At 64.1% G+C, this 24,044-nt stretch carries 15 protein-coding genes; 8 read left to right on the forward strand and 7 right to left on the reverse strand.

From position 1 onward, the window contains the following. Positions 1-136: 136 nt before the first annotated feature. From H3Z74_RS00900 to H3Z74_RS00930, 7 genes are all read left to right on the forward strand, one after another. The gene (locus H3Z74_RS00900) at positions 137-967 is read left to right on the forward strand and encodes a phytanoyl-CoA dioxygenase family protein (protein ID WP_187762159.1); all 831 of its coding nucleotides are present in this window, start codon (positions 137-139) and stop codon (positions 965-967) included. A 2-nt stretch (positions 968-969) separates the two neighbouring features. Next, positions 970-1,836, forward strand: coding sequence for a phytanoyl-CoA dioxygenase family protein (locus tag H3Z74_RS00905; RefSeq protein ID WP_187762160.1), 867 nt, complete (start codon positions 970-972; stop codon positions 1,834-1,836). A gap of 221 nt (positions 1,837-2,057) precedes the next feature. Beyond that, positions 2,058-4,334 (forward strand): TonB-dependent receptor, encoded by a 2,277-nt coding sequence (locus tag H3Z74_RS00910; protein ID WP_187762161.1) that lies wholly within the window; start codon positions 2,058-2,060, stop codon positions 4,332-4,334. Beyond that, positions 4,321-5,211 carry a hypothetical protein gene (locus tag H3Z74_RS00915; RefSeq protein ID WP_187762162.1) on the forward strand — a complete coding sequence of 297 codons (891 nt, stop codon included), beginning with the start codon at positions 4,321-4,323 and terminating at the stop codon, positions 5,209-5,211. The genes H3Z74_RS00910 and H3Z74_RS00915 overlap by 14 nt, the downstream gene beginning before the upstream one ends. After that, positions 5,204-7,096, forward strand: a complete 1,893-nt coding sequence (locus H3Z74_RS00920) for a glycoside hydrolase family 5 protein (RefSeq protein ID WP_187762163.1) — start codon at positions 5,204-5,206, stop codon at positions 7,094-7,096. Before H3Z74_RS00915 ends, H3Z74_RS00920 begins: the two co-directional genes overlap by 8 nt. Before the next feature lie 84 nt (positions 7,097-7,180). Next, on the forward strand, positions 7,181-7,981 hold the full coding sequence (locus tag H3Z74_RS00925; RefSeq protein WP_187762164.1) for a GntR family transcriptional regulator: 801 nt from the start codon (positions 7,181-7,183) through the stop codon (positions 7,979-7,981). 92 nt (positions 7,982-8,073) lie between these two features. Beyond that, positions 8,074-9,435 (forward strand): MFS transporter, encoded by a 1,362-nt coding sequence (locus H3Z74_RS00930; RefSeq protein ID WP_187762165.1) that lies wholly within the window; start codon positions 8,074-8,076, stop codon positions 9,433-9,435. Between the two features lie 230 nt (positions 9,436-9,665). Here the strand turns inward: H3Z74_RS00930 and H3Z74_RS00935 are convergent, their stop codons facing one another. The 6 genes from H3Z74_RS00935 to H3Z74_RS00960 all read right to left on the reverse strand — a co-directional run bounded on the left by H3Z74_RS00935 (position 9,666) and on the right by H3Z74_RS00960 (position 21,285). After that, positions 9,666-11,684, reverse strand: a complete 2,019-nt coding sequence (locus tag H3Z74_RS00935) for a glycoside hydrolase family 97 protein (protein WP_187762166.1) — start codon at positions 11,682-11,684, stop codon at positions 9,666-9,668. Between the two features lie 37 nt (positions 11,685-11,721). Continuing rightward, positions 11,722-12,759: a cupin-like domain-containing protein gene (locus tag H3Z74_RS00940; protein WP_187762167.1), complete on the reverse strand. Its 1,038-nt coding sequence runs from the start codon at positions 12,757-12,759 to the stop codon at positions 11,722-11,724. After that, positions 12,756-14,270 carry a tryptophan 7-halogenase gene (locus tag H3Z74_RS00945; RefSeq protein ID WP_187762168.1) on the reverse strand — a complete coding sequence of 505 codons (1,515 nt, stop codon included), beginning with the start codon at positions 14,268-14,270 and terminating at the stop codon, positions 12,756-12,758. Before H3Z74_RS00945 ends, H3Z74_RS00940 begins: the two co-directional genes overlap by 4 nt. Continuing rightward, positions 14,267-15,829 carry a tryptophan halogenase family protein gene (locus H3Z74_RS00950; RefSeq protein WP_187762169.1) on the reverse strand — a complete coding sequence of 521 codons (1,563 nt, stop codon included), beginning with the start codon at positions 15,827-15,829 and terminating at the stop codon, positions 14,267-14,269. Before H3Z74_RS00950 ends, H3Z74_RS00945 begins: the two co-directional genes overlap by 4 nt. 86 nt (positions 15,830-15,915) lie before the next feature. Further along, positions 15,916-19,353: a TonB-dependent receptor gene (locus H3Z74_RS00955; protein ID WP_187762170.1), complete on the reverse strand. Its 3,438-nt coding sequence runs from the start codon at positions 19,351-19,353 to the stop codon at positions 15,916-15,918. Positions 19,354-19,821: 468 nt separating this feature from the next. Continuing rightward, positions 19,822-21,285, reverse strand: coding sequence for an MFS transporter (locus H3Z74_RS00960; RefSeq protein WP_187762171.1), 1,464 nt, complete (start codon positions 21,283-21,285; stop codon positions 19,822-19,824). 145 nt (positions 21,286-21,430) lie between these two features. Here H3Z74_RS00960 and H3Z74_RS00965 point away from each other — a divergent pair, with 145 nt between their 5' ends. Continuing rightward, entirely contained in the window at positions 21,431-22,444 is a 1,014-nt protein-coding gene (locus H3Z74_RS00965) for a LacI family DNA-binding transcriptional regulator (RefSeq protein WP_187762172.1), read from the forward strand. On the opposite strand, the gene H3Z74_RS00970 is transcribed toward H3Z74_RS00965, so the two are convergent. Beyond that, positions 22,445-23,983, reverse strand: coding sequence for an MFS transporter (locus tag H3Z74_RS00970; protein ID WP_187762173.1), 1,539 nt, complete (start codon positions 23,981-23,983; stop codon positions 22,445-22,447). Positions 23,984-24,044: the final 61 nt, after the last annotated feature.

Raw genomic sequence — 24,044 nt, forward strand, 5'->3', positions numbered from 1 at the left:
CTCGTTTTGCGTGACGGTCGCGTCTGACGACGCCGACGGTTGCCCGCCTCCCGAGTTTCCCGTCCGCATTTTTTCTGTGGACTCGATAAAAATTAGTCATAAATATAAAAAAAAATCGAATCAAGGAGAAAGAGCCATGGTTATATCGGTTGAAGACCGGATCGGCACAGGCGCTGTGGATGCACGAAGCGCGGGCTTTTCATGGCAGAATGTGGCGACCGACCGTCCTCTGCGCCGTCTGACCCTGGCCGAGGCCGACGCGTTCGACCGCGACGGGTTCGTCCTGATCAAGAACGCCTTCACGCCAGAGGAAATCACCGAGGTCACCCTGGCGATCGATCCGATCGAGGAAGCCTATGAGCGCTTCGTCGCGGAGCAGCAGGGCGGCGAATTCCGCCTGACCTCAGCCGGCACGATCACCTTCGCCGCGCATCTCGTCGCGCGGTCCGAGGTGCTGCGCGATTTCGCTGCGCACCCGGTGATCCAGGACCTGTGCCACGATCTGTCCGGCGACCGTGTGCGGCTCTACTGGGATCAGTCGGTTTACAAGAAGACCGGCAAGAAGCAGGAATTCCCCTGGCATCAGGACAATGGCTATACCTTTATCGAGCCGCAGCAATATCTGACCTTCTGGATTCCGCTGGTCGATGTCGATGAGGAGAATGGCTGCCCGTGGATCGCGCCGGGGCAGCACAAGCGCGGTACGCTGGAGCATTGGCCGACTGCGATCGGGCTGAAATGCCTGGAGGAGGTGGAGGATGCGGTCTGCGTGCCGGCCAAGGCGGGCGACATCATCCTGTTCTCCTCGCTCGCGCCGCACCGTACTGGCCCCAATCTGAAGGATGGGACGGTGCGCAAGGCCTATATTCTGCAATATGCGCCCGACGGCGCGCGGACCCTGACCGCCGAGGGCAAGGAAATCCTGCAGGACGATCCCGGCCGCCAGTTCCTCATTCTCGGCAGCTGAGTATGATGCGCGTCGGTCTCGAGCTCGGGCGCCTGAAAAGCGATTTCGTGCGCGACGGCTTCGTCGCCGTGCAGGGACTGATCAACCCCGACGAACTGGCCGGCTATGCCGCCGCCGTCGACGCAGCGGTGGCGGTCCGCAAAGCGCGCGACACGCGCTCGCTGCAGGAGAAGTCGCGCTACGAACAAAGCTTCCTGCAATGCCAGTATATCTGGGAGGATTTCCCCGATGTCCGGCCGCTGACTTTCCACCCGGCGGTATGCGCCGTGGCGGCGCTGCTGGTCGGGTCCGACCGGCTCAGGCTGTGGCACGATCAGGCATTGTACAAGGAACCGGGCGGTGCCTCGACTCAGGCACATCAGGATCATCCTTATTGGCCAATCGCGGAATATCGCACCGTCACGGCCTGGATTCCGTTCGTCGAGGCAAATAACAGCACTGGCGGCATGGGCTATGTGCCGGGATCGCACCGGCAGGACGCGCGCTTCGTCGATATCTTCTCCGGGACGGACGGCGATGACGATCTGGCGGCTGACGCGTGCTTCGTGCCGGCCAGCCCGGGCGATGTGATCTTCCATCACGGGCTGACCATGCACATGGCGATGGGCAACGCCTCGGCGATGATGCGACGCGTCTATACCGCGATCTATTTTGCCGATGGCTGCACGCGCAGCACGGACGGCAAGCACCATCCATCGGTCGACCGCAGCGGAATTCCGCCGGGCGCGGTCATCGATGGCGGGGCAACGCCACTCGCCTGGCCGCTGGGGTCGGGCGTCTATCCTGATCCTGCGCCCTGGCCGCAGATCGACGATGCGCGTGTGCGGCGCGTAGCGGATCTGGGAATCATACCGGCACCGCGCGCCTGACCGCCGGTGCTGGCCCGATATTGCACCGGGCAAGGCAGGCTGACGCATTTCTCACCGGGATCGATCCGCGCCCGTTCAACTCGACCCGAACGAAGGGCGGAGTTCGTTGCGATGAGCCCCACAATGCCGCGGCAGCATACAATTAGATTGAATCGTTGACATCAATTCAAAATTGATAAATTTATTCGACCAACAACATAAAAGATTGGGGAGGATGAAACATGTCACGGATTGGATTCTATCGCCTATGCCTGCTGTCCGGCCTGTCGATCGCTGTGCTGGGAATGCCCGCCACGGCCTCGGCACAGGATATGCCGGCGCCGAAACCGACCGCTCAGGGGGACGGCAACGACATCATCGTCACCGCGCAGCGCCGTGACGAGAATCTGCAGGACGTGCCGCTGTCGGTCGCGGTCGTCGGCAAGGACCAGCTCTCGGCGCTCAAGTTCAACGAGACCAGCGACCTGCAATATCTGGTGCCCAGCGTGAGCCTGATCAGCGCGGCGGGGCCGCGCAATTTCGGCTTCTTCATTCGCGGCATCGGCACCAGCACCTTCTCGTCCGAGGCGATCGAGGGCAGCACCGCCTATGTGCTCGACGGGGTGGTGCTCGGTCAGTCGGGCGCGTCGGTCACCGATCTGCCCGATGTCGAGCGGATCGAAGTGTTGCGCGGCCCGCAGGGCACTCTGTTCGGCAAGAACGCATCAGCCGGCGTGGTCAATGTCGTGACCAAGCGCCCGTCCAAGGAATTCGAGGGACGGGCAAGCGTCAGCTGGGCCTGGCCCGACAATGACCGCCGCTTCACCGCCTATGTCTCGGGGCCGATCTCGGACACGCTGCGCTTCTCGCTGTCGGGGCGGCGCAACGTACGCGACGGCTATGTCCGCAACCTCTATGACGGCCGCAAGCTCAACAATCGCAACGAATTCGGCTTTCGCGGCAAGCTCGAATATGAACCCTCGTCCGACCTGACGATCACCGCGATCGGCGACTATTTCAAGCGCACCTCGGATTGCTGCATCTGGACCCTGGCCGAGGTGGCGGGCACGCCTTTGGCGGCGTCGCCCGAGGGAAAAGCGCTCGCCGCGGGTATCGTGCCGGGGCTCGGCAATCTCGAACAGAATGTCGATGGCGACGTCTTTTCGAACGCGCGCAGCAAGGGGTTTTCACTGCAGGGGGATTATCGTTTCGGCGATGGCTATACGCTGACCTCGATCACGGCCTGGCGCGCCTGGCAATCGCATGACGGCCTCGATTCAGATTCCTCGCCGGACAACCGGCTCAATGTGAATTTCACCGATTTCAACCAGCATCAGTTCAGCCAGGAACTGCGGCTTGCCTCACCGACCGGAGGCACGATCGACTATGTGCTCGGCGCCTATTATTTCAATTCCGACGTGATCTCGCGCTCGACCCAGATTTTCAACGGCATACCCTTCCCGTTCTTCTACCGCGAAGTACGGATCGCCGCCGAGACGCGCAACATGGCGCTGTTCGGCCAGGCCAACATCAATCTGGCCGAACGCTTCAAGCTGATCGCCGGCGCGCGGGTCGTCAATGAGCGCGTCGAAGCCGCCAAGAACCGGCTCGATCCGCGCAACAACGCCCGCGACAGCGCCAACGCCAGCGTGGATACGACCGCGCTGGTGTGGCGTGCGGGCGCGCAATATGACCTCAGCCACGACGCCAATGTCTTCGCCACGGTCACGCGCGGCTTCAAGGGCGGCGGCTTCGACACCAATATCGGCAACGGCATATTGCGCGAAGTCGCGCCCGAACGGCCGACCAATTACGAACTTGGCCTGCGCACCTATTGGCCCGAACAGCGCCTGACGCTCAACGCCACACTGTTCTACACCAAGATCAGCAATTATCAGACCGCGGGCCGCGATCCGGTCACCTCGACCTATCCGATCGTCAGCAGCGAAGCGAAGACCCGCGGCGTCGAGTTCGATGCGGCGTGGAGGCCACTCGACCCGGCCGATCTGACGCTTACCCTCGGCGGCGCCTATGTCGACGCCGAGTGGGGCCGGTTCCCCAACGCGCCCTGCTTTGGCGGCCAGACGGTCAGCGAAGGATGCACGCTTTTGCCGGGTGCACCGCCGGAGTCAGCCGGCGTACAGCAGAACCTGACCGGGAAACCGCTGCCTTTCTCACCACATTGGCAGTTCAATCTCGGTGGCTCCTATGGCGTGGCGCTGTCGGACGATCTGAAGCTGAAGTTCGATCTCGGCGCGAGCTATCGCTCCGAGCAACTGATCGCTTTCCCCAACAATCCGCGCGCGCGGCAAGAGGGCTATACCCTGGTCAATGCAGCGATCGCGCTGGCCGGCAAGGACGACCATTGGAAGCTGTCGGTCTACGCCAAGAACCTGCTCGACAAGGATTATGCGGTGGCGATGTTCTCGACCCCGTTCGGCGCTGCGCGCAGCCTCAGCCAGTTCCGCCCCTATGAATCGCGGCGCAGTATCGGATTGTCGCTCGATGTCGGCTTCTGAACCACCCGGCACCGGTGACGGGACGACGGCAGCGCCGCGTCTCGCCGCCGGCATGAGCTTCATCACCATCGCCGATCTGCCGGACTGGTCAGCGGGGCCGAAGGGTCACACGGCGGCAATCTATACCCGGCTGAAACAGGCCGGATATGAAACCATCCAGACGCTCGATCCGGCGGCGGCGCATGCCGCCGGATTAATCCCGACCGGCATTGCGCGGGTGTTTCACGATCCCGCCGAACTGCGCGGAGTCGCGGCACGCTGGCGCGATGCCGGTTGCGATTGCACCACGGTGCAGCTCGGCACCGGGGTCGAGGGTGACGACCAGATGGCACGGCTCGCCGAGGCATTGCTCGAGGCTGCGGCGCATGAAGGTCACCCGTTGCTGCTTGAAACTCACCGTGCCACCATGACTCAGGATATCCGTCGCACGCTCGACCTGGTGGCGCGCTTTCCCGAACTGCGCTTCAACGGCGATTTCGCGCATTGGTATATCGGCCATGAGCTGACCTATGGCGACATGGAGATGAAGTTCGACGTGATGCGCCCGGTGTTCGCGCGCACCCGTTTCCTGCATCTGCGTGCCTGCTCGAACGCGATGGGTCAGCTCAGCGCGGGCGACCCGGCGGCCGCGAAGCATCTCGATTTCTTCAAGCGCATGTGGACGGAAAGCTTTCGCGGCTTCCTCGCCGCTGCATCCCCAGGAGGCTATTTTACCGTCATGCCCGAACTGCTCCCGCCGCGTTCCTTCTATCCCCGCATGGTCACCGGCCCCGACGGCCAACCGCGTGAGGAAAGCGACCGCTGGACCGATGCCGCATTCCTGATCGACACGGCGCGGGCCTGCTTTGACGCCGCGCGGGAGACGGCCGGTGCTTGATGTCCGCGGGACCCGCTTCGTCGACCGGTCGGGCCGGCATGTGCTGCTGCGCGGGGTCAATCTCGGCGGCGACTGCAAGCTGCCGGCGTCGGTTTCCGGCACGCATCTGCGCGATGATTTCGCCGACCATCGGACGGTCAGCTTCATCGGCCGGCCGTTCCCGCTGGCCGAGGCGGATGGGCATCTCGGCCGGCTGGCGCGCTGGGGGTTCAACGCGCTGCGCCTGCTCACCACCTGGGAAGCAGTGGCGCATGCCGGGCCGGGGATGCGCGACGAGGCGTATCTCGATTATCTCCGCGCCGTCTGCCTGAAGGCGGCGGCGCATGGCTTTGCCGTATTCATCGATTTCCACCAGGATGTCTGGTCGCGCATGACCGGCGGCGACGGTGCGCCGGGCTGGGTGTTCGAGGCGGTCGGGCTCGACTTCACCCGTTTCGGCGCTGCCGATGCCGCGCATCTGATGCAGCAGCGCTACGATTCCGCGATGGGCGGGCGTCAGGCGGCCTATCCGCAGATGAGCTGGGGCAGCAATTACCGTCTGCCCGCCAATGCGATCATGTGGACATTGTTCTTCGGCGGTGCGCGCTTCCTGCCCGGGTTTCGGCCGGGCGGCACGCCGGTACAGGATTTGCTGCAGGGCGAGTATCTTGCCGCGATGACTGCCGTGGCCGAACGGGTGGCGGATATCCCCGAAGTGATCGGCTTCGACACGCTCAACGAACCCGATACCGGCATGATCGGCCGGCCGCTGACCTATCGCCACTGCGCGCGGAGCGTGGAGCAACCCGAACCGGTGCGACCGGGTCTCGCAATGAGTCCGCTCGACATGTTGCTCATCGCCGATGGCCGGCCGCGCGAAATTCCGCTGGTGGTGCGGACCGGACAGGGGTTCGAGGTCGAACCGGCCGGACACCGCGTCGCCAACCCGGCGGGTGTGCGGATCTGGCGCGACGGCGTCGCCTGCCCGTTCGCCGAAGCCGGCATTTATGACGGCGAGACCGCGCTGCGCCCGGACCATTTCGACCGCGCCGATGGTGCCGCGATCGATCCGGAACGCGACCATGTCCTGCCTTTCTTTCACGCCATGGCGGCGACGGTCCGGCGCGTGCGGCCCGACTGGCTGGTCTTTGCCGAGGTCAATCCGTTCAAGGCATTCACCGGCATGGGTTTTCCCGACGGCATGCCCGATCGCTGCGTCAATGCCAGCCACTGGTATGACTTCGCGACCCTGGTGACCAAGCAGGTCGAGCCGCGCCGTGCGACCAGCTATGCCGCGCAACTCGGTGTGATCAAGCGCCTCGGCGATGCGCTGGGCGAAAGTGGCGCACCGACGCTGATCGGGGAATTCGGCCTTCCCTTCGATCTCGATCAGGGGGCGGCCTATGCCGCTTGGCGGGCAGGCGACACGGCGCCCTGGGAAGATCATATCGCCGCGCTCGGCGCGATGTACGATGCGCTCGATACGCATCTGATGAGCGGGACGCTGTGGAACTATACTGCGTCCAATCGCAACGATGCGGCGCTGGGCGATGGCTGGAATCAGGAGGATCTGTCGATCTTCAGCCTCGACCAGGCGACGCATGACGGCGATCCCGACAGTGGCGGGCGTGCGGTGCCGGGCTTTGCGCGGCCCTATGCCCGGGCAGTGCAGGGCGTGCTGACCGAACAGGGTTTCGACGCGGCCGGCGGCGTGTTCAGGATTGCCTTCGATGCCGATCCGGTCATCGCCGCGCCGACCGAGATTGTCCTGCCCGTGGCGCATTTCCCGCGCGGCGCAGCAATCGAGGCCGTCGGGTGCGAGCGGCTGGCCGATCCCGCACCGGGCGTTATTGCGGTGCGTGCGCTGGAGACCGGCCCGTTGCTGGTCGTCGCGACCGCCCTGTAATCCGTGTCTCAGGAAGATCCAGTTCGGCGGCGAAGGACGCGCGCGTCGGTTGCAAGGCCGCCCAGCCTGTTTACTATGATGCGGGTGCCGACAGATCTTCCTTCAGTAGCCACATTCACCGCGCCCGCGCTCAGCGGGTTCGTCGATGTTGAGCGCAACCCCACCCAGGCGGTCCATTACTGGCTCCGCCGCGACATCGTGCGCGGCGTGTTCAGGCCGATGGAGCGGCTCAAGATCGCCGAACTGGTCGATTTCTACAAGGTCGGACACAGCCCGGTGCGCGAGGCGATCCTGCTCCTCACCACTGGCGGCCTGGTCGTGCACGAACATCAGAAGGGCCACCGCGTCGCCCCGGTCTCGCTCGCGGATTATACCGACCTGGTCGGCGTCTATCGTCGCATCTACCGGCTGATGCTGAAAATGGCGCTCGACCATGGTGATGACGCCTGGGAAGAGGCGGTGGTGGTGCAGCTCCACCGCTCGCTCAAGGTGCCGAAGCTGTTCGACAGCCCGGAGCATCGCGAGACCTGGCAGCTCGCATATGGCGGATTGCATCATACGCTGTTGTCGGGTTGCGGCTCTCCGCTGCTGATGCGGATCTGGACTGATCTCGGCAACCGGATCGAACGCTATATCAACCTGTTCGCCGATTATGACGTCGACCTCGGGCTCGACCATCACAGCAAGCATCGCGAGATCGTCGATGCACTGGTCAAGCGCGATGCGCCGCGGCTCGAGACGCTGGTGCGGGATTTCTTCGAGATGGGAACCTCGTTCCATCAGACCGTCACCAACACGCTCGCCACGGTAGAGCAGGACGACATTGCGGAGGACGACGAGGCGGTTGCTGCCACCCCGAAGCGCGGGCGGCCGCGCAAGAAATAGCCGCCACGGCTGATATATTCTCCAGATTCGATATTTTATTTGGATAATTCGCGATAATTTATCTAGTCTCGCAGAAAATGCGGGAGAGAGACATGGCGGATTCGGTTGCACCCCGGCTGGGCGTGAAGGGCTTGCTTGGCTTCACGGTCGGCGATTTCGCCTTCAATCTCTACTGGCAGAGCATCTCGCTCTTCCTGTTGTTCTTCTACACCGATGTGGTGGGGCTGAGCGCCGCGGTGGCCGGGCTGATCTACATGATCGCTTCGATCTTCGACGCCGCGATCGACCCGATCATGGGCGCGATCGCGGATCGCACGCGCACGCGCTGGGGCCGGTATCGCCCCTATATCCTGTTCGGTACGCCGTTTGTCGGCATCGCCTTCGTGCTGCTGTATTATCAGCCACCCTTTACCGGGACCGGACTCGCCGCGTGGATGCTCGCGACGCACATCTTGTTCCGTATCGCCTATACGGTGGTGTCGATCCCCTACACGTCTATGACCGCGCGCATCACGTCCAGTTCGGCGGAGCGCGGCACCATCGCTGGCGGGCGGATCATCTTCGCCACGCTTGCCGGGATCGTCATCGCCGTCTCGACCCAACCGCTCGCCGCGAAGCTGGGTGGCGGGAACCTGTCGCATGGCTTCCTGCTCGCAGCGGCGATCTTCGCGGTTCTCGCCACCTTGGTGCTGCCGATCGTGTTCTTCACCACGCGCGAACCGGAAGAGAGCGGCGAGATCGAGCCGCCGCTGCTGGCCGGCGATTATTGGCGTGCGCTGCGCGACAATCGCGCGCTCTGGTCGATCCTGCTGGCGATCTGTGCTGGCGTGGTCTGCTCGACCGCGATCGGCAAATCGATCCTCTATTATTTCAAATATTACCTCGCCGACGAGGCTGGTGGCCGCACCACCCTGACGCTCGCTGCCGTATCGGGGCTGGTCGTGGTGCCGATCTGGGTGGCGATCTCGCGCGCGATCGGCAAGCGCAACGCCTGGTTCGCGGCGATCGTCTGGGGACTGGCCGGGCTCGCCTGGTTCGCGTGCAACGATGTGCGCACATCGGCCGTGGCAACGGGCTTTTTCCTGTGGATGCAGGTCACCGGCCTTGGCCTTGCGCTCGGCTTCTGGTCGATGCTGCCCGACACGGTCGAGTTCGGCGAATGGCGCACCGGACGCCGGACGGAATCGCTGATCTTCGGGCTGGGGCAATTCTTCCTCAAGGTCGCGCTCGGCCTGGGTGCCGGCCTGTTCGGCTGGCTGCTCGACCGGATCGGCTATCATGCCAATGCCGCACAGACCCCCGAAACGCTGGCCAATATGAAGCTGTTGATCATCGTCCTGCCGTCAATCGGTCTGGCGCTCGCCGGGCTGGCGATGCTGCTCTATCCGCTGCACGGTCGCCGCCATGACGAGATCGTCGAGGAGCTTGCAGCACGGCGGGGTCAGGATCGATGATATCTGTATAAATATCTGATATATATAGGATATTGTCAATCCGCTTGAACGGTGACGGCGGGAGATATGTTACACGACTGGTGTAACATATCTCCCGCCGTTCATCCTCCGAACCTTGTGTCCCCGCGAAGGCGGGGACCCAGTCTGGGCTCCCGCCTTCGCGGGAGCACAAGGAAGGGGCGTTGCCCTCGATTATGCCAACCCCTGGTCGAAGGGGGCGTGTCCCCGCGTTACGGCAGCAGCTTGAAGCGCACCGCCGCTCCGCCGCCGGGCGCCATGTCGAGCGCCAGGCTGTCCTTGCTGGTGACGGTCCGCCGCTCGACCACCAGCGCGCCCGGGTTGGTGCGATAATCCGCGCCCGGGCCGTCGCGGTAGATCTGCGCTTCATATCGTCTGCCCGGCGTGAGGAACGACAGCGACTGGTCGAGCTTGCGCGCCGTTTCATTGGTCAGGGCACCCATGAACCAGTCCTGCCCGCTGCGCGGCTGGCGTGCGACGACGATATAGTCGCCGATCTCGCCGGCCAGCGTGCGTGAAGTTTCCCAATCGGTTGGCACGTCGCGGATGAACTGGAACGCATCGGGCCGCGCCTCGTAATTCTCCGGCAGGTCGGCCGCCATCTGCACTGGCGAATAGAGCACGACATATTCGGCAAGCTGCGTCGCCAGCGTCGATTGCACGCGGTGCGTGAGTTCAGTTCCACTGCGTGCGATATCGAAAATACCCGGGGTGAAATCCATCGGCCCGCCCAGCATCCGCGTGAAGGGCAGGATCACGACATGCTCGGGCGGATTGGTCGGCCGGCCCCAGGCGTTGAACTCCTGGCCGCGCGCGCCTTCGCGGCTGATCATGTTGGGCCAGGTGCGGCGCAGGCCGGTATCCTTGACCGGCTCATGCGCGTCGATCGCGATATGATGCGCGGCGGCGACTTCGGCGACATGGAGGTTGTGGCGGACCATATATTGCCCCGCGAACCATTGGCGGGTGCCATCGGCGGCGATGATGTCGCCGCTGTGGCGGACATAGCCGGTCTTGACCTCCGACACGCCGACCGACTGGTAGAGCTTCATTGCGGCGTCGAGCTGCGCTTCGTAATTGACCACCGCGCCGCCGGTCTCGTTATGGCCGATCAGCTTGACGCCCTTGGCCTTGCCATAGGCGGTGACCGCCTGCAGATCGAAATCGGGATAGCTTTTGGTGAAGCTGAACTTGTCGCCATTGGCGATCCAGTCGCCGTCCCAGCCTTGGTTCCAGCCCTCGACCAGCACCCCGTCAAAGCCATATTTGGCCGCGAAATCCATATAGGCCTTCACATTGGCGGTGGTCGCGCCGTGCCGCCGTCCGCTGCCCCAGGTGGTCTTGTCGAGATGCATTTCCCACCACACGCCGACATATTTGCCGGGCTTGAACCAGGAGATGTCGGCAATCTTGCTCGGCTCGTTGAGGTTGAGGGTGATCCGGCTGTCGGTCAGCGCACCGGCACTGGTGCCGATCAGCATCGTGCGCCACGGCGTGGTGAAGGGGCCGGTCTTGTGCGCCAGCGTGCCGTCGGGCCAAGGCATCAGCCGCGCGGTCAGCGTGCCGGCGCCATTGCCCGCCAGCAGCATGCTGGGGAAATCGACCAAAGCCGCTTCATGGAACGAGAGATACAGCCCGTTATCGCCCTTCAGGGTCAGCGGCGTCTCCGCCAGCGTGATGCGGCGCGCATCGGTCTTGGTGTAGAGATATTCGTCGCGTTCCTGGCCGAGCGCTTCGTACCACCAGGCTTGATGGGCACCGATAGTGTGGAATTCGGTGCGGTCGGCGGTGACCGACACGGCCTTGCCCGCGGGGATCGCACCATAAGTGTAACGAAAGCCGATCCCGTCATCGAACAGGCGGAAAATGACATCGAACGACGTGTTCAGCGGCGTGTCGCCGGACAGCGATACCGCCAGCTCGCTATGATTGTCGCGGATGACGCGCTGCTCGCCCCAGGGCTGCTCCCAGGTCGTGTCCGATGCACCGCGCCGCGCCGCAGCGATCGCGGTATAGCGCGCATCGGGCTCGCCAGCGAAGCTCAGGCCCAGCGCGGAGGGAGCGAGCACCGGCTTGCCCTCACGGCTTACCGTATAGAGTGCGCGGCCGCCCTCGACCGTGACGCAGACCTCGATCACCTTGCCCGGAGACTGGGCGCATTCGCGGGTTGCGGCCGAAGCGGCGGCCGGCGCGCCGAGTGCGGCAAGGATGAGGAAGGGGCGAAGAATCATGGGGAGGAGTCTTTCGTGATACGCGACAGGAAAAAGGTCATGACGATTTGAGAAAGGCCATTTTGAGCTGCTGCTTCAGCGCTGCCCGGGCTGCTGGGCGCATCGTCCCGAGCGCGCCGCGCAGCTCGGCCGGGATATGATCGACCGCGCTTTCGCTGCCAAAGACATGCAGGTCGAACATCGCCTTCCAGTAGGCGCGCTCCGATGCCGGCAGGTCGCGCAGCGCAAGCAGCGCAGTCAGGAACGCGTCATTGGCGCGCTCCAGCCCGGTCGCGCTGTCGCCCCACCAGTAATTGACCATCGCATTGTACGGGTCGCGCGAGGTGACATGGTGCCACCAATATTTCGGCATGAAGAGCGCATCGCCCGGCGCGAGATGCGCCACGCGAGCAGCGGCGAGCGCATCGGTATAGCGCGGAAAGCGCGCCAGGTCGGGCGCTTCAGGGTCGACCAGCGACAGTGGCGGGGGATTGTCGAGCGGCCCGACATAGAGGTTGCTCACCTGCTCGGGTGGGAACAACACGAAGCGGCGATGCCCGGCGATCACACAGGCAAGATTATGGTCGCGGTCGTTATGCGTCTGGGTCCGCACCGGCCCGCCGATCCAGAGCCGCGGGCCAACCGCTGGCAATAGTGGCATCGCATTGTCGCGCACGAAATCGGGCAAATGGCTGACCAGTGGCAGCATCTGGATCGCGACGAACGGCGCATCGGCGGTGCCGAGCAGGCGCTCGATCCGGTCGAGCGTTTCGGGGATCGAGCGCTGGCGCTTGGAAAAGCTGAACTCGCGCAGGTCGGCGGCATAGCCGAAACGCCCGCCGCTATTGGCTGGCGCCTCCATCACCGGACCGGCCATGCCGCGGTCCATCGCCTTCAGATAGGCGCTGAGCCGCGCCGGCGAATGGCGGCCTGCGGCAAGCGCCGGCCATGCATCGAACAGGCCGGTCAGCACCACTGGTACGCCGTTCGCGATCAACGCGTCGAGATTGACCGAGGAGGCTGCCCGTATCTCGACTGGCGGCAACCGGTCCAGCGGGTCGCCGTCCGTCTGCCGTTGCGCCGCGCTGACGGTCATGCTGCCTCGCTCCGGCAGAAATTGTCGAGATACAGCTCGTGCGTCGGCTGCTTCAGCACCTGCTCCTTCACGAAGGCGAGGATGCGGCGGAATTCCTGCTTCATTCGCTCGGGCGAGGTCCGGTCGATCGCGGGCGACCAGCTTTCGGGCATCAGGCCAAGCCCGACGAACAGCGCCTGCCAACTGTCGAATGAGAAGCTCTCATCCTCCATCGGCGCGATATCGCCGCGCGCCTGGAAGGTCGCGATCTTGTGCGCGAGTGCGTCCGGCCGGGCCGCCTCCCGCGCCTGTGTCCAGAACGGGGAGTTGCCATAGCGGTTGAGCGCGTACCAGGCCGACTGGAAGTCGCGGATGCGCTCCAGTGAGGAGTGCATCAGGCGGTTATATTCGGCGCGCTCGGCCGAGAAATCCGCCGTCACCGGGAAAAGCTGCAGCAGGTGCACCAGGCCGAGCTGGATCGCGTGGAGATCGACGCCATGGATCGGGTCGAGCGTGCAGGCGGCCTCGCCGATCGCAACGCAATTGCCTTGCCAGGCGACATGCCGTCGGCCCGGATCGAATGTGCGAAGGGTCGCGTCGGACACGCTCAGCCCGGACACGCTCAGCCCGGACACGGTCGCCATCGCGCGCATTGCGTCGCCGTCGTTGCAGCAGGCGCTGGAATAATGCTGCACGACATGCGTTGCGGCCTGGCTGGGATACAGGCCAAGCCAGCCGTCACGCCAGGCGCGGATTTCGCCATAGGCCGGGACCGACAGGAAGCGCGGCGCCTGCGTGCTCAGCCGGCGATCGATGCCGAACTGCGGTCGCCATTCATCGCGCCCCACGCCCAGCGCTTCGCCGATCAGCAGCGCTTCGGGCCCCGTGGCATCGACGAACAAGGCGCCTTCGATCCGGTGCCCGTCGTCGAGCGAAATCGCGCGGATACCGCCCTGGTCATGCTCCGCCGCCACCGTGGCGGTGTGATGAATGACCACGCCCAGGCGCGCCGCCAAGGTCTTGAGCGTGGCGATATAGGGCAGGGCGGGCAGATGATAGCCATAGTCGGTACGGCCGAAAATTTCGGTCGTCTCGTCGGGCAGCATCATTCGCCCCTGTTTCGCAGCGGCGGCGGTCAGGCAGAAATCCTCGAGCGCGACGTCGAGCCCGAAGCTGCGCGCCTTGACCCAATAGGGAAAGAAGGCGTTGCCATCGATCGGCGCGCCATAAGCGCCGCTCGCATGCATGAAGGACGGGGTCGCGCCGGATGAGTCGACGAAATTCTGCCCGAACGAGAAACTGCCGCCGGTCGTCCTGAGCAAGGCGGCCTCGTCGAGCCGCAGCTGATTGTGCAGTGCCTCGATCGCGGGTTGCGTGACGATGATGTCGCCGGGCTGCAGCCGGGTCGGCAGTTCGACCGCCTCGACGCTAATCCCGGCCGGGCCGAGCGCGCGCTGGATGACGCTTGCCGACAACCACAGCGCGGCATCGCGGCCCACGATCACCACGTGATTGGGGCGTGTATCGCTCATAACGGCATCCCCGCCGGATCGACGCCGGCGCAATAGCTTGCCACAAAGTCGCTATGCGATGGCATCGCCGCCGTGTTGGTCGCAACCCTTCCGGCAAGGTCGGCCAGCCTGGTGTCGAGCGTATCGAGGTCGAGCGCATCGGCGAGCCGGTTATAACCGGTCGGCATGATGCGCTGTCCGATCAGCACTGACAGCCAGCTCTCGCGCGAAAACAGGCCATATTGATAATTGGGCGCGGTCGCGCGTGAGCGGAACAGGTCGATCTTGTGTGCCAGGCTGTCGGGCAGCTCCATCGCCCGGACATAATCCCAGAGCGGCTCACCGATGCGCTCATTGGCGACATAGTGCAGCACCAGAAAGTCGCGCACCCGCTCATATTGAAGCTCCGACAGGCGGTTGAACTCGCGCGCCAGCCGCGGGTCGATACTCCCGCGCGCGGTGGCGGGTGGCATCAGATTGATCAGGTCGATCACTGCCGCCTGCACCAGGAAGATGCTGGTCGATTCGAGCGGCTCGAGGAACCCGCTCGCCAGGCCGATCGCAATGCAATTGCCCGCCCAGGTCCGCACCCGGCGGCCCGGCGAGAAGCGCAGCAGTCGCGGCTCCGCCTGTGCCGCGCCGTCGAGCTGGGCGAGCAACGTGTCGCGCGCGTCGTCGACCTCAATGAAGCGGCTAGAAAAGACATATCCGTTGCCGGTGCGGTGCTGCAGCGGGATGCGCCAGATCCAGCCGGCCTGCTGCGCCGTGGACCGGGTATAGGGCGTGAAATCACCGGCCCGGTCGCACGGCACCGCAAGTGCGCGGTCGCATGGCAGCCAGTGCGTCCAGTCCTCCCATTCGACTTCGAGAATGCCGCCGAGCAGCATCGATCGGAACCCGGTGCAGTCGATGAACAGATCGCCCTCGATCCGCTCGCCCGATTTGAGCGTCAGCGCGGTGATGTCGCCCGACTGGGCATCGCGCGCGATGTCACTGACCATGCCTTCAATGCGCCGTGCTCCGCGCGCCACCGTCCAGCGGCGCAGGAATTGAGCATAGAGGCTCGCGTCGAAATGATAGGCATAGGCATAGGTCGAGCGGATCGACTTGAGATCTTCATTGGGAAATTCGAACGCGTTGCGTTGTGCAGCAGTGACGGCATAGGAATAGGCATCGAGCGGGGCGACGTCGCGGCCAGCCTGGCGTGCGCGGACCCAGTGATGCTGGAAATCGACGCCGCCCCAGGGCTCGCCGAACACCCCGAACGGATGGATATAGGAATCGTCCGGGCGATGCCAGTTGCGGAACTGGATGCCGAGTTTGAAGGTTGCCTGGGTCTCGCGCATGAACTCGGCTTCGTCGATGCCGAGCATGTCGTTGAAGGTCTTGATGTGCGGCAGCGTTGCCTCGCCCACGCCGACCGTGCCGATCTCGTCGGATTCGATCAGCGTCACTGCATAGTCAGTCGGGTCGAGCCGTCCGACCAGGCCCGCCGCGCACATCCAGCCGGCCGTGCCGCCACCGACGATGACGATCCTGAACGGGGGCCTGAACAGGGGCCTGAACAGGGGCGGGGGCATGGTTGTGTCTCCCTGCATGCGCGTGTGTTACCCGACCCTATCGATAAGGAGGCGCCGCCGCCGGGTGCGGCGACGCCAGGAAAAGGTCAGAATTTGAACCGCGCACCGAACTGGAAGCGCCGGTCGACACGGCCCCAGTTCGAGTCGAGATAGACCGGCTTGGCACCGGGTGTCGCAACCGAGTCACCGAAGATCTGTTGCTGGTACACGGTGGTCGTGTTGAGCAGGTTCGATCCCTCGATCGACAATTCGACATATTTGTTGACCGAGAAGCGGAGCGACCCGTCGAGGAAGCCGGCGGATTTCTGGAACACCGGCAGGCCGATGCAGCAGTCGAGATTGTTGGTCAGGAAGCGCGAACGCCAGTTATAGGCGATGCGCAGGCCGACCGGGCCATATTCGTACAGGCCGACCACGTTGAACGTATGGTCCGAGATTCCTGCGAGTCGATGCGAGTCGATCACCGCACCGCGGCCGCCACTGACATCGAGTCCGGCGCCCTGGCCACCGGTGCCACCAGCATCGAGCGCGCCGACAGCGATCAGGTTCGAGTTGTTGATCCCCGATTGCTTGACGAAGGTGTAATTGACCTGAGCCCCCAGGCCCTTGAGCGCGCCGGGCAGGAAGTCGAAAAAGGTCTGGTACGCGGCCTCGAAGCCGTAGAGCTTGCCGCCGCCCTTCTCGTTGCGGGGACCGCGCAACAGCACCGTCTGGGTCGAGCTGTTATTGGTGATGGTGCGGGTAAAGTCGCCATAGGCGATGCTGTTGTGCAGTTGCTTGTAGAAGGCGCCGAAGGTGAACGAACTGCTCCGTCCCATATAGCGTTCATAGGTCAGGTCGAACTGGTCGGCGAGAACCGGCTTGAGCCCGGCAAAACCGGATTCCGCACGGAACACGAAATTATATCCCGTGACGTTGCCTTGCGCGTCTCGCACCAGATAGGGCGATGTCGCACGACCATCGAACACCGGGGCCTGGATCGACACGAAGTTGCGCAACAGGCCGAAATCCGGACGCGCCATGGCGCGCGACGCAGCGAACCGGATGAACTGTTTGCTGTCCAGGCCGAACCGGACGTTAAAGGTCGGCAGGACGTTGGTGTAATCCGTCTTGTAGTTGTTGGGGTCGCTACCGCCATCCGCGAAGGCGCGGATCGTCGGGGTGAGGAAGCAGGCCGGATTGACTACCCAACCATTGGGCGGCGGCGCCCCGGGAACGCAAGGCGCCACATTGCCGAAGATATTCGCGTCCGGAAAGCCGACGCGACCTTCGCTGTCGATGCTGGTCTTGATCACGCGAACGCCGATATTGCCCTGAACGCCGATGCCGCCGAAGATCGTCTTGTCGTCACCGCCAAAGCGCAGCATCGCGTAACCGGCGGTGGTCTTCTCTTTGACCCGCATCACTTCCTGCGGGAGGAAGCAGCTATTGGCGATCAGGCCGCTCCGATCGCAGATCGGCGACCAGCCGGGTGACAGTGGCGAGTTGGTGTTCGGGCCGCTCAGCGATGAGACGAGCTTGTCAAAATTCCTGAGCGTCGGGCGGTTCAGGTAAACCAGGTCGCCATTGTCATAGACATTGCCGTTGTAGAAGCCGCTGCCGAGGTCGGTCGATTCCCAGATGCCCGCGCCATAGCCCTTGAAATTGGCATGTGGCTGCGCGCAGGCCGGGTAGGCCCCCGGTGTGGTGTTGTCGATGTTGAAGCCTGGGCCGTTGCAATTCCAGGGTGCGGCGATCGGCGACCAGTTGAAGGTCGAATAGCGCACCGTCTGGTTGCGATCGGCATAGCGCACGCCGACCTTGAGCGAATTGAGCCAGCCGCCATCGCCGAATTCATACTCGACATCGCCGCGCAGCGCGAATTCGTCGGCGTCATTGTCCTCCACATGGCCCTGGATGAACGGGAGCCAGTAATTATGCGGATTGGCGAGGCCGCCGGCCGCATAATTGACGTTGGAGCCCGGCAGCAGCTTGACCGTCGGCGTGCCGTCGCGATTCACGCTGTATTCCATGTTCGCCATCGATCCGACGGCAACCAGAATGTCGTTGTTGTTGGTGTGGGCCCAGATCTTCTGCGCATCCACATTGAGGTGGAGCCGGTCGTTCAAATCCCATTTGAAGTTGGCCGAAAGATCCTGGGTCCGTTCGCTATGATCGAAGTTCCGCGCTTCGTTCTGGAAATAAAGGCCGTCGCGCAGCGAGGAACAGGACGATCCGGCGCCGCAGAAATTGACGAACGGCAGGCCGGGAACGGCCGAACCGGTGTCGATCGCATCCTGCACGCTATCGAAACTGCCGCGCCAGCTGCCATGGCCCTGAGTCAGCGTGCCCGATTGCAGCATGCCGTTCGGGCCGAACACGAAGCCGGACGTGCCGGGTGCCGGGCCAAGGACGGTCGACGCACGCGGATTGAATGCGGGTGTGCCGTAATAATTGCCGTCGAAGATCGTGTGCGAGGCCCGCTCGAGCCAGGCATTGCGATATTTGGAGTCGTTATATTGCACGCTGGCACGGAAATCGCCGGTCGGATCCTCATATTGTGCGGCGAGCGCGATACCGCGCCGGGTGCGGTCATAATCGACCTGTGAATAGCGGACACCGTCGGGCGCATAGGCCCAGCCAGTACCGCCGAATGGGTTGGCGGTGCAGCCGATCTTGCCATCGGCACCGATGATCGCCTTGCCCTGGGTATCGACCGCGCCGGCCGAGCAATAGGTGTCGATCTTGTCCATGATCACGCTCTCGGTGCGCGTCACGACGTGCGAATGGGCATAGTTGGCGAGCAGGCCGAACGTGCCCGCCCCGGTGTCGACCGAATAGCTCAGGATGCCGGAATATTCATAGTTCCAGTCTTTCGACCGGTCGCCATAAGTGGCCTTGACGTTACCGGCGACGAGCAGTCCCTTGCTGTCGAGCGGCAGGCGGGTGCGCAGATTGACCGTGCCGGCGATGCCGCCCTCGATCATCTCCGCGGTCTGGTTCTTATACGCATCGACGCCCGCCATCAGTTCGGGCGAGACGTCGTTGAAGTTGAGCCCGCGCGACGCATCGGCGGAGAAGCTGTCGCGACCGTTGAACTCGGTGCGGACCTGCGGCAGGCCGCGGATCAGGACGCCGGCGGGCTCGCCCGAGGGATGGGTGCTGTCGTCGCTGGACTGGAGACGCGAGACGGTGATGCCGGGCACGCGCTGCAATGCGGCCGCCACCGACTTGTCCGGAAAGGCGCCGATATCCGTCGCGGAGATCGAGTCCACCACCGTATCGGCATTCTTCTTGGTGCTTTGCGCGGAAGCGAGTGCTTCGCGGACGCCGACCACGACGATGTCGTCGCTCCTGTCTTCGGCTGTGGTCTCTGCGACCGGCGCGCTGCCGGATGATGATTGCGTCTGGGCGGGCGTGTCGGCCACCGCATTGGCGGTCTGTGCCTGAGCGGCGCCGGCAGTCCCCATCATCGCGAGGGCCAGCAACGATACGCCGCCGTGCAGCACAAGGCCGCGGGCGTGCCCCGAAAACTCGTTCTTCATGAGATACTCCCCTGTAGTCCTGCCCCTGTCGGCGCTGTTCGATCGGTCGATAATGCGTGCGGTTGCAGCCATGAGCTCGATGCGAGCCGCCGGGTTTCGGCGCAGCCGGACGTGAAGGATCGAGGGCGCACCGGGCCGCTCGCGACATGGCGCGATGGCGTATTCCGGTCATTCCACTGTGCGCGATTTTGCATGCGCTTTCATCATCCCCCTGTCGGATGCGGCGCTTCAGTGGAGCCGTCATCGTCGATTTGCGTAAATTTGCGTAATTTGAGAAGGGATGCAAGCGATTTTTTCGGGCACATTATTTGCTGTAAAACGACTGAAATCTGGGGATTTTAGTTCAAAGTTTCAGGATGGCGGAAATTAGCATCGATCGAGTGAGGCGTATAAATTTTGCTACAAAGCAAATCTATGCAAAAATTTGCATAGATTTCCGAACGGCTTTTGGATCTCTTGCGCCTTCGGTCAGGCCGCGAGTCGCCGATCGCCTTCGATGTCGGGGATGGTCACCGCAACAGCCGCACCGATGACCAGCGCGACCGCCGCCAGGCCAAGCGCGAAGATCGACTGGCCGCCGAAAACCTGTTCGACCAGCAGGCCCAATATCGCCGAGGCGACGAGCTGCGGCAGGACGAGGAAGATGTTGTGGATGCCCATATAGACGCCCATCTTGTCGGCAGGCACGGCGCTGGCGACCATTGCATAGGGGGCCGACAGGATCGACGCCCAGGCGCAGCCGATGCCGAGGATCGGGATCCACAGCAGCGAGGGATCGTCGATCAGCAGGAAGCCGGCCAGCCCGGCGGCGCCGAGCGTCAGGCACAGGGCGTGACTGTTGCGTCGGCCGATCAAGCGCTCGAGCCGGGGCAAAGTAAGCGCGACCACCGCGGCCACGCCGTTATAGCCTGCAAAGAGGATACCGACGAGATCGGCGCTTTCGCCATAAGCGGCGGAGCCTACGTCATTGGTGTCGAAGTGATGCGCCGCGACGGCTGGAATCGCGTAGACCCACATCGCGAACATACCGAACCAGGTGAAGAACTGGACGATCGCGAGCCGCCGCAGCACGGTAGGCATCAGCACGATGTCGTCGACGATCTGCAACAGGCCCTGCGGCGCGCGCCCCTGGCGCCGCAACCAGGCCGCGGCGATCTGCGCCAGGCCGAACAGGACTGCGATGCCGGCCAGCAGGAACACTTCGCGTCGATATCCTTCGACCGCGGTGATAAGGCCGATCACCGATCCGCCGAGCGTCCAGCCGGCGCCGCGCCGCGCCATCGCACCACCGCTTGCCAGGGGCTTTGTGCTTCGCGACGGCTGGCGCGCCATATCGGCCATCAAGCTTGCCGGCGGTCGTTCGGAGGTGGTGAAGACCGTCCAGGTCACTGCCGCGATGAGCGTGACCGCACCGATATAGAAAGCGAAGCGGACCGAGGGCGGCAGGATGCCCGGCGGCGCGTGTCCGGCGACGCCGAACCAGTGCGTCAGCATCCAGGGCAAGGCGGAAGCGAACACCGCGCCGACGCCGATAAAGAACACTTGCATGGCGAAGCCGGCATCGCGCTGTTGCTCGGGCAGCGTGTCGGCAACGAACGAGCGGAACGGCTCCATCGCGATATTGACCGATGCGGTCAGCACCCACAGCATCACGCTGGCCGACCACAGGGTGGTCGCATTGGGCATGGCGAACAGCGCCAGTGCAGTGAGCAGCGCGCCGCCGAACAGATAGGGCCGCCGCCGGCCGAGCGGGCCCCAGGTGCGGTCGCTCAGATGCCCGACGATCGGCTGCACCAACAGGCCGGTAATAGGAGCCGCGATCCACAGGATCGGCAGCTGGTCGACATCCGCGCCGAGCGTCTGGAAGATGCGGCTGGTGTTGACGTTCTGCAGGCCCCAGACGATCTGCACGCCGAACAGACCGAAGCACATGTTCCAGATCTGAAAAAGCGAAAGATGCGGCCTTCCTGCCGGTCTGTATGCCGCCGCGCCGCTCACCTGCACTGGGTCGGTCGCTTGCAAAGACCCTCTTTCAATGCATTAAGGCGGCGGGAATGCCCCCTCGAATTCCGGTGCGATGGCCAGCGATAGCAACAAAATAACCACCCTGGAAGATTTGGCCAAGCTCGCCGGGGTCTCGGTGTCTACGGTATCGCGCGCGCTGAACGATCAACCCTTGATCAGCATGCGCACCAAGCAACGCATCTGGGCGCTGGCGCGTGAGCACCAATATCCGTTCCGGCGATCGATGCCGGCCGGGCCGATCGGCGCGGAAGGATCGATCGCGATCGTGACGCCGCATATGCGCGGCCGCGCGCTGCCGCTGTCGCACCCCTTCTTCCTCGAACTGCTCGCCAATATCGGCGAGGCGGCGCGCGCGCGCGACTGCGACTTCACCGTCAGCCACACCGCGCCAGCCAGCTATGACGACCTGGTCCTGACCACCACAACCAGCCGGGCGAGCGGCGTGATTTTCCTCGGCCAGAGCATGCTGCATGAGGCGTTCAACCAGCTGGTCGATACGCCTGCGCGCTTCGTGGTGTGGGGTGCGCAACTGCCGGGCCAGAAATACCGCTCGATCGGGTCGGACAATCTGCTTGGCGGCAGACGTGCGACGCTTCATCTCGCGCGGCTCGGCCGGCGTTCGATCGTGTTTCTCGGCGGCAGCGACCCGGAGGCGCTGCAGCGCCGCCGCGGTTATCATGAGGCGCTGAAGGAAAGTGGGATCGAGGCTGATCCGGCGCTGGTGATCCAGGTCGAGTTCGAGCTCGAATCCGCCGATGCGGCGATCAGCCGCTTCCTTCAGCGCGGGGTCAGGTTCGATGGCATCGTCGCATCGAGCGACCTGATCGCGCTGGGCGCGATCCGCGCCCTGCGCCGCGTCGGCCTGTCGGTGCCGCAGGATGTGTCGGTGGTCGGCTATGACGATATGCTGCTCAGCCGGCTGAGCACGCCGACGCTCAGCACCATCCGGCAGGATACGCAGGAAGCAGGGCGGCTGCTGGTGTCGAGCATCCTCGACGACAGCCCGAGCCATCATTCGGAGCGGTTGCCGACCGACCTGATCGTGCGCGAATCCTGCGGCGGCTGATCAGGGCGCATCTTCCAGGTCGCGCAAGTCGCCACCGCGTGTTTCGCGCCCGAAGCGCACGATCAGCAGCAATCCCGCCATCGCCGGCACGGTGATCGCCGCGGCGACCGTCGCCATGCTCGGCACCAGCGCATTGATGCTCAACAGCTGTGCGAGCAGGCCGCCTCCCTTGGTACAGGCAGCGACCAGGCCGGTCGTCCGCCCGCGCATGCGCAAGGGAAAGGATTCGGCGGCATAAGGCAGCAGGATCGCGATGATCCCGTTCGACCCGATGATCAGCAGCGCCACCGGCAGGACCGGGCTGCCGCTGCCGACCGATTCCAGATGGAACACACCGATCAGACCCGCCACCGTGACAAGGATCATCGCGACCAGCGCCCATTTGGTGCTCCACCGGCTGTACAGGAACGCGGCGACGCCAATTGTCGGAAACGCGATCAGCGCCGATTGGGCAAGCAGCCCGCTCGATACGCCGACCGAATAGCCCTTGGCGACGAAATCGGCGGGCAGCCACAACAGCAGCCCGAAATTGACCAGGCCCCAAGCGATCGCGACGATGCATAGCGCCCATAATTTCCCTGCCATCCTGAGCCTGATCGCGGGACGTGGCGCGGCGATCGGTTCACTGGTCGTGGTCATCACCGCGCCGAAGCGCCGCATCACCTGCTCGGCCTCTGCTCGCCGTCCCCGCGCGATGAGGAATTTGGCGGATTCCGGGATCATCCGGCCGAGCAGCAACAGGATCAGCCCGGTCGGCAGGTTCGCCAGCCACAGGATGCGCCAGCCGAAGATCGGCTGAAGCAGTGCCGACAGGCCGCTTGCAGCGAAATAGCCGCCCGCAGCACCGAGCCCGCCGACCAGCACCAGGCTCCAGCCGCGATGGCGGTTGGGCATCATCTCGGCGAGCAGTGCGTAGGTGACCGGAAGCATGCCGCCGGCGGCCGCACCCATCATGAAGCACATGCCGATATTCCAGGCGAGCGACGGCATCGCCCCGCAGATCGAGGTGCCGACGAACATCACCGCCGACAACAGGATCGATGCCTTGCGACCATAGACATCGGCGATGATCCCCCACAGCACCGATCCGACCACGGTGCCCATCAAGGCGAAGAACGGGACCAGGGACACAGTCGCTTTGGGCACGCCATATTCGGCGACCATTCCCGGCACGGTGAAGCCGAGCGAAGCGGGTTTCATGACATCAATCACCAGTGCCACGACCAGCACCGCCATCAGCCGCCAATGCGCGGCACTCAGTGGCGCGTCTTCCGGCGCGGCGATCTCGATATGCGCGCTGGCGGCGCGCTGCGCCGCGAGATTACGCGGCAACAGGCCATAAGCGGCAACCACCACGCCTATGACGATCAGCACCATGCCGCCGATCATCGTCATGTCCATCGGCATGCCCGACAGGCGGTATCCCATCGACCGCCCCATCAGGAACATCGGCAGATGCAGCACCACGCCGATGGTCACCGCGCAGCAACCGAGCATGAACGCCCACACCGCCTGCCGATCGGACAATGTGCTGCCCATGATTGATGTCGCCCCCGCTACCCTGGGCCGTCTCGTATCAGACCGCGATGCTTTGGGATAT

This window comes from Sphingomonas alpina (genome assembly GCF_014490665.1).
In the GTDB taxonomy this organism is placed as follows: domain Bacteria; phylum Pseudomonadota; class Alphaproteobacteria; order Sphingomonadales; family Sphingomonadaceae; genus Sphingomonas; species Sphingomonas alpina.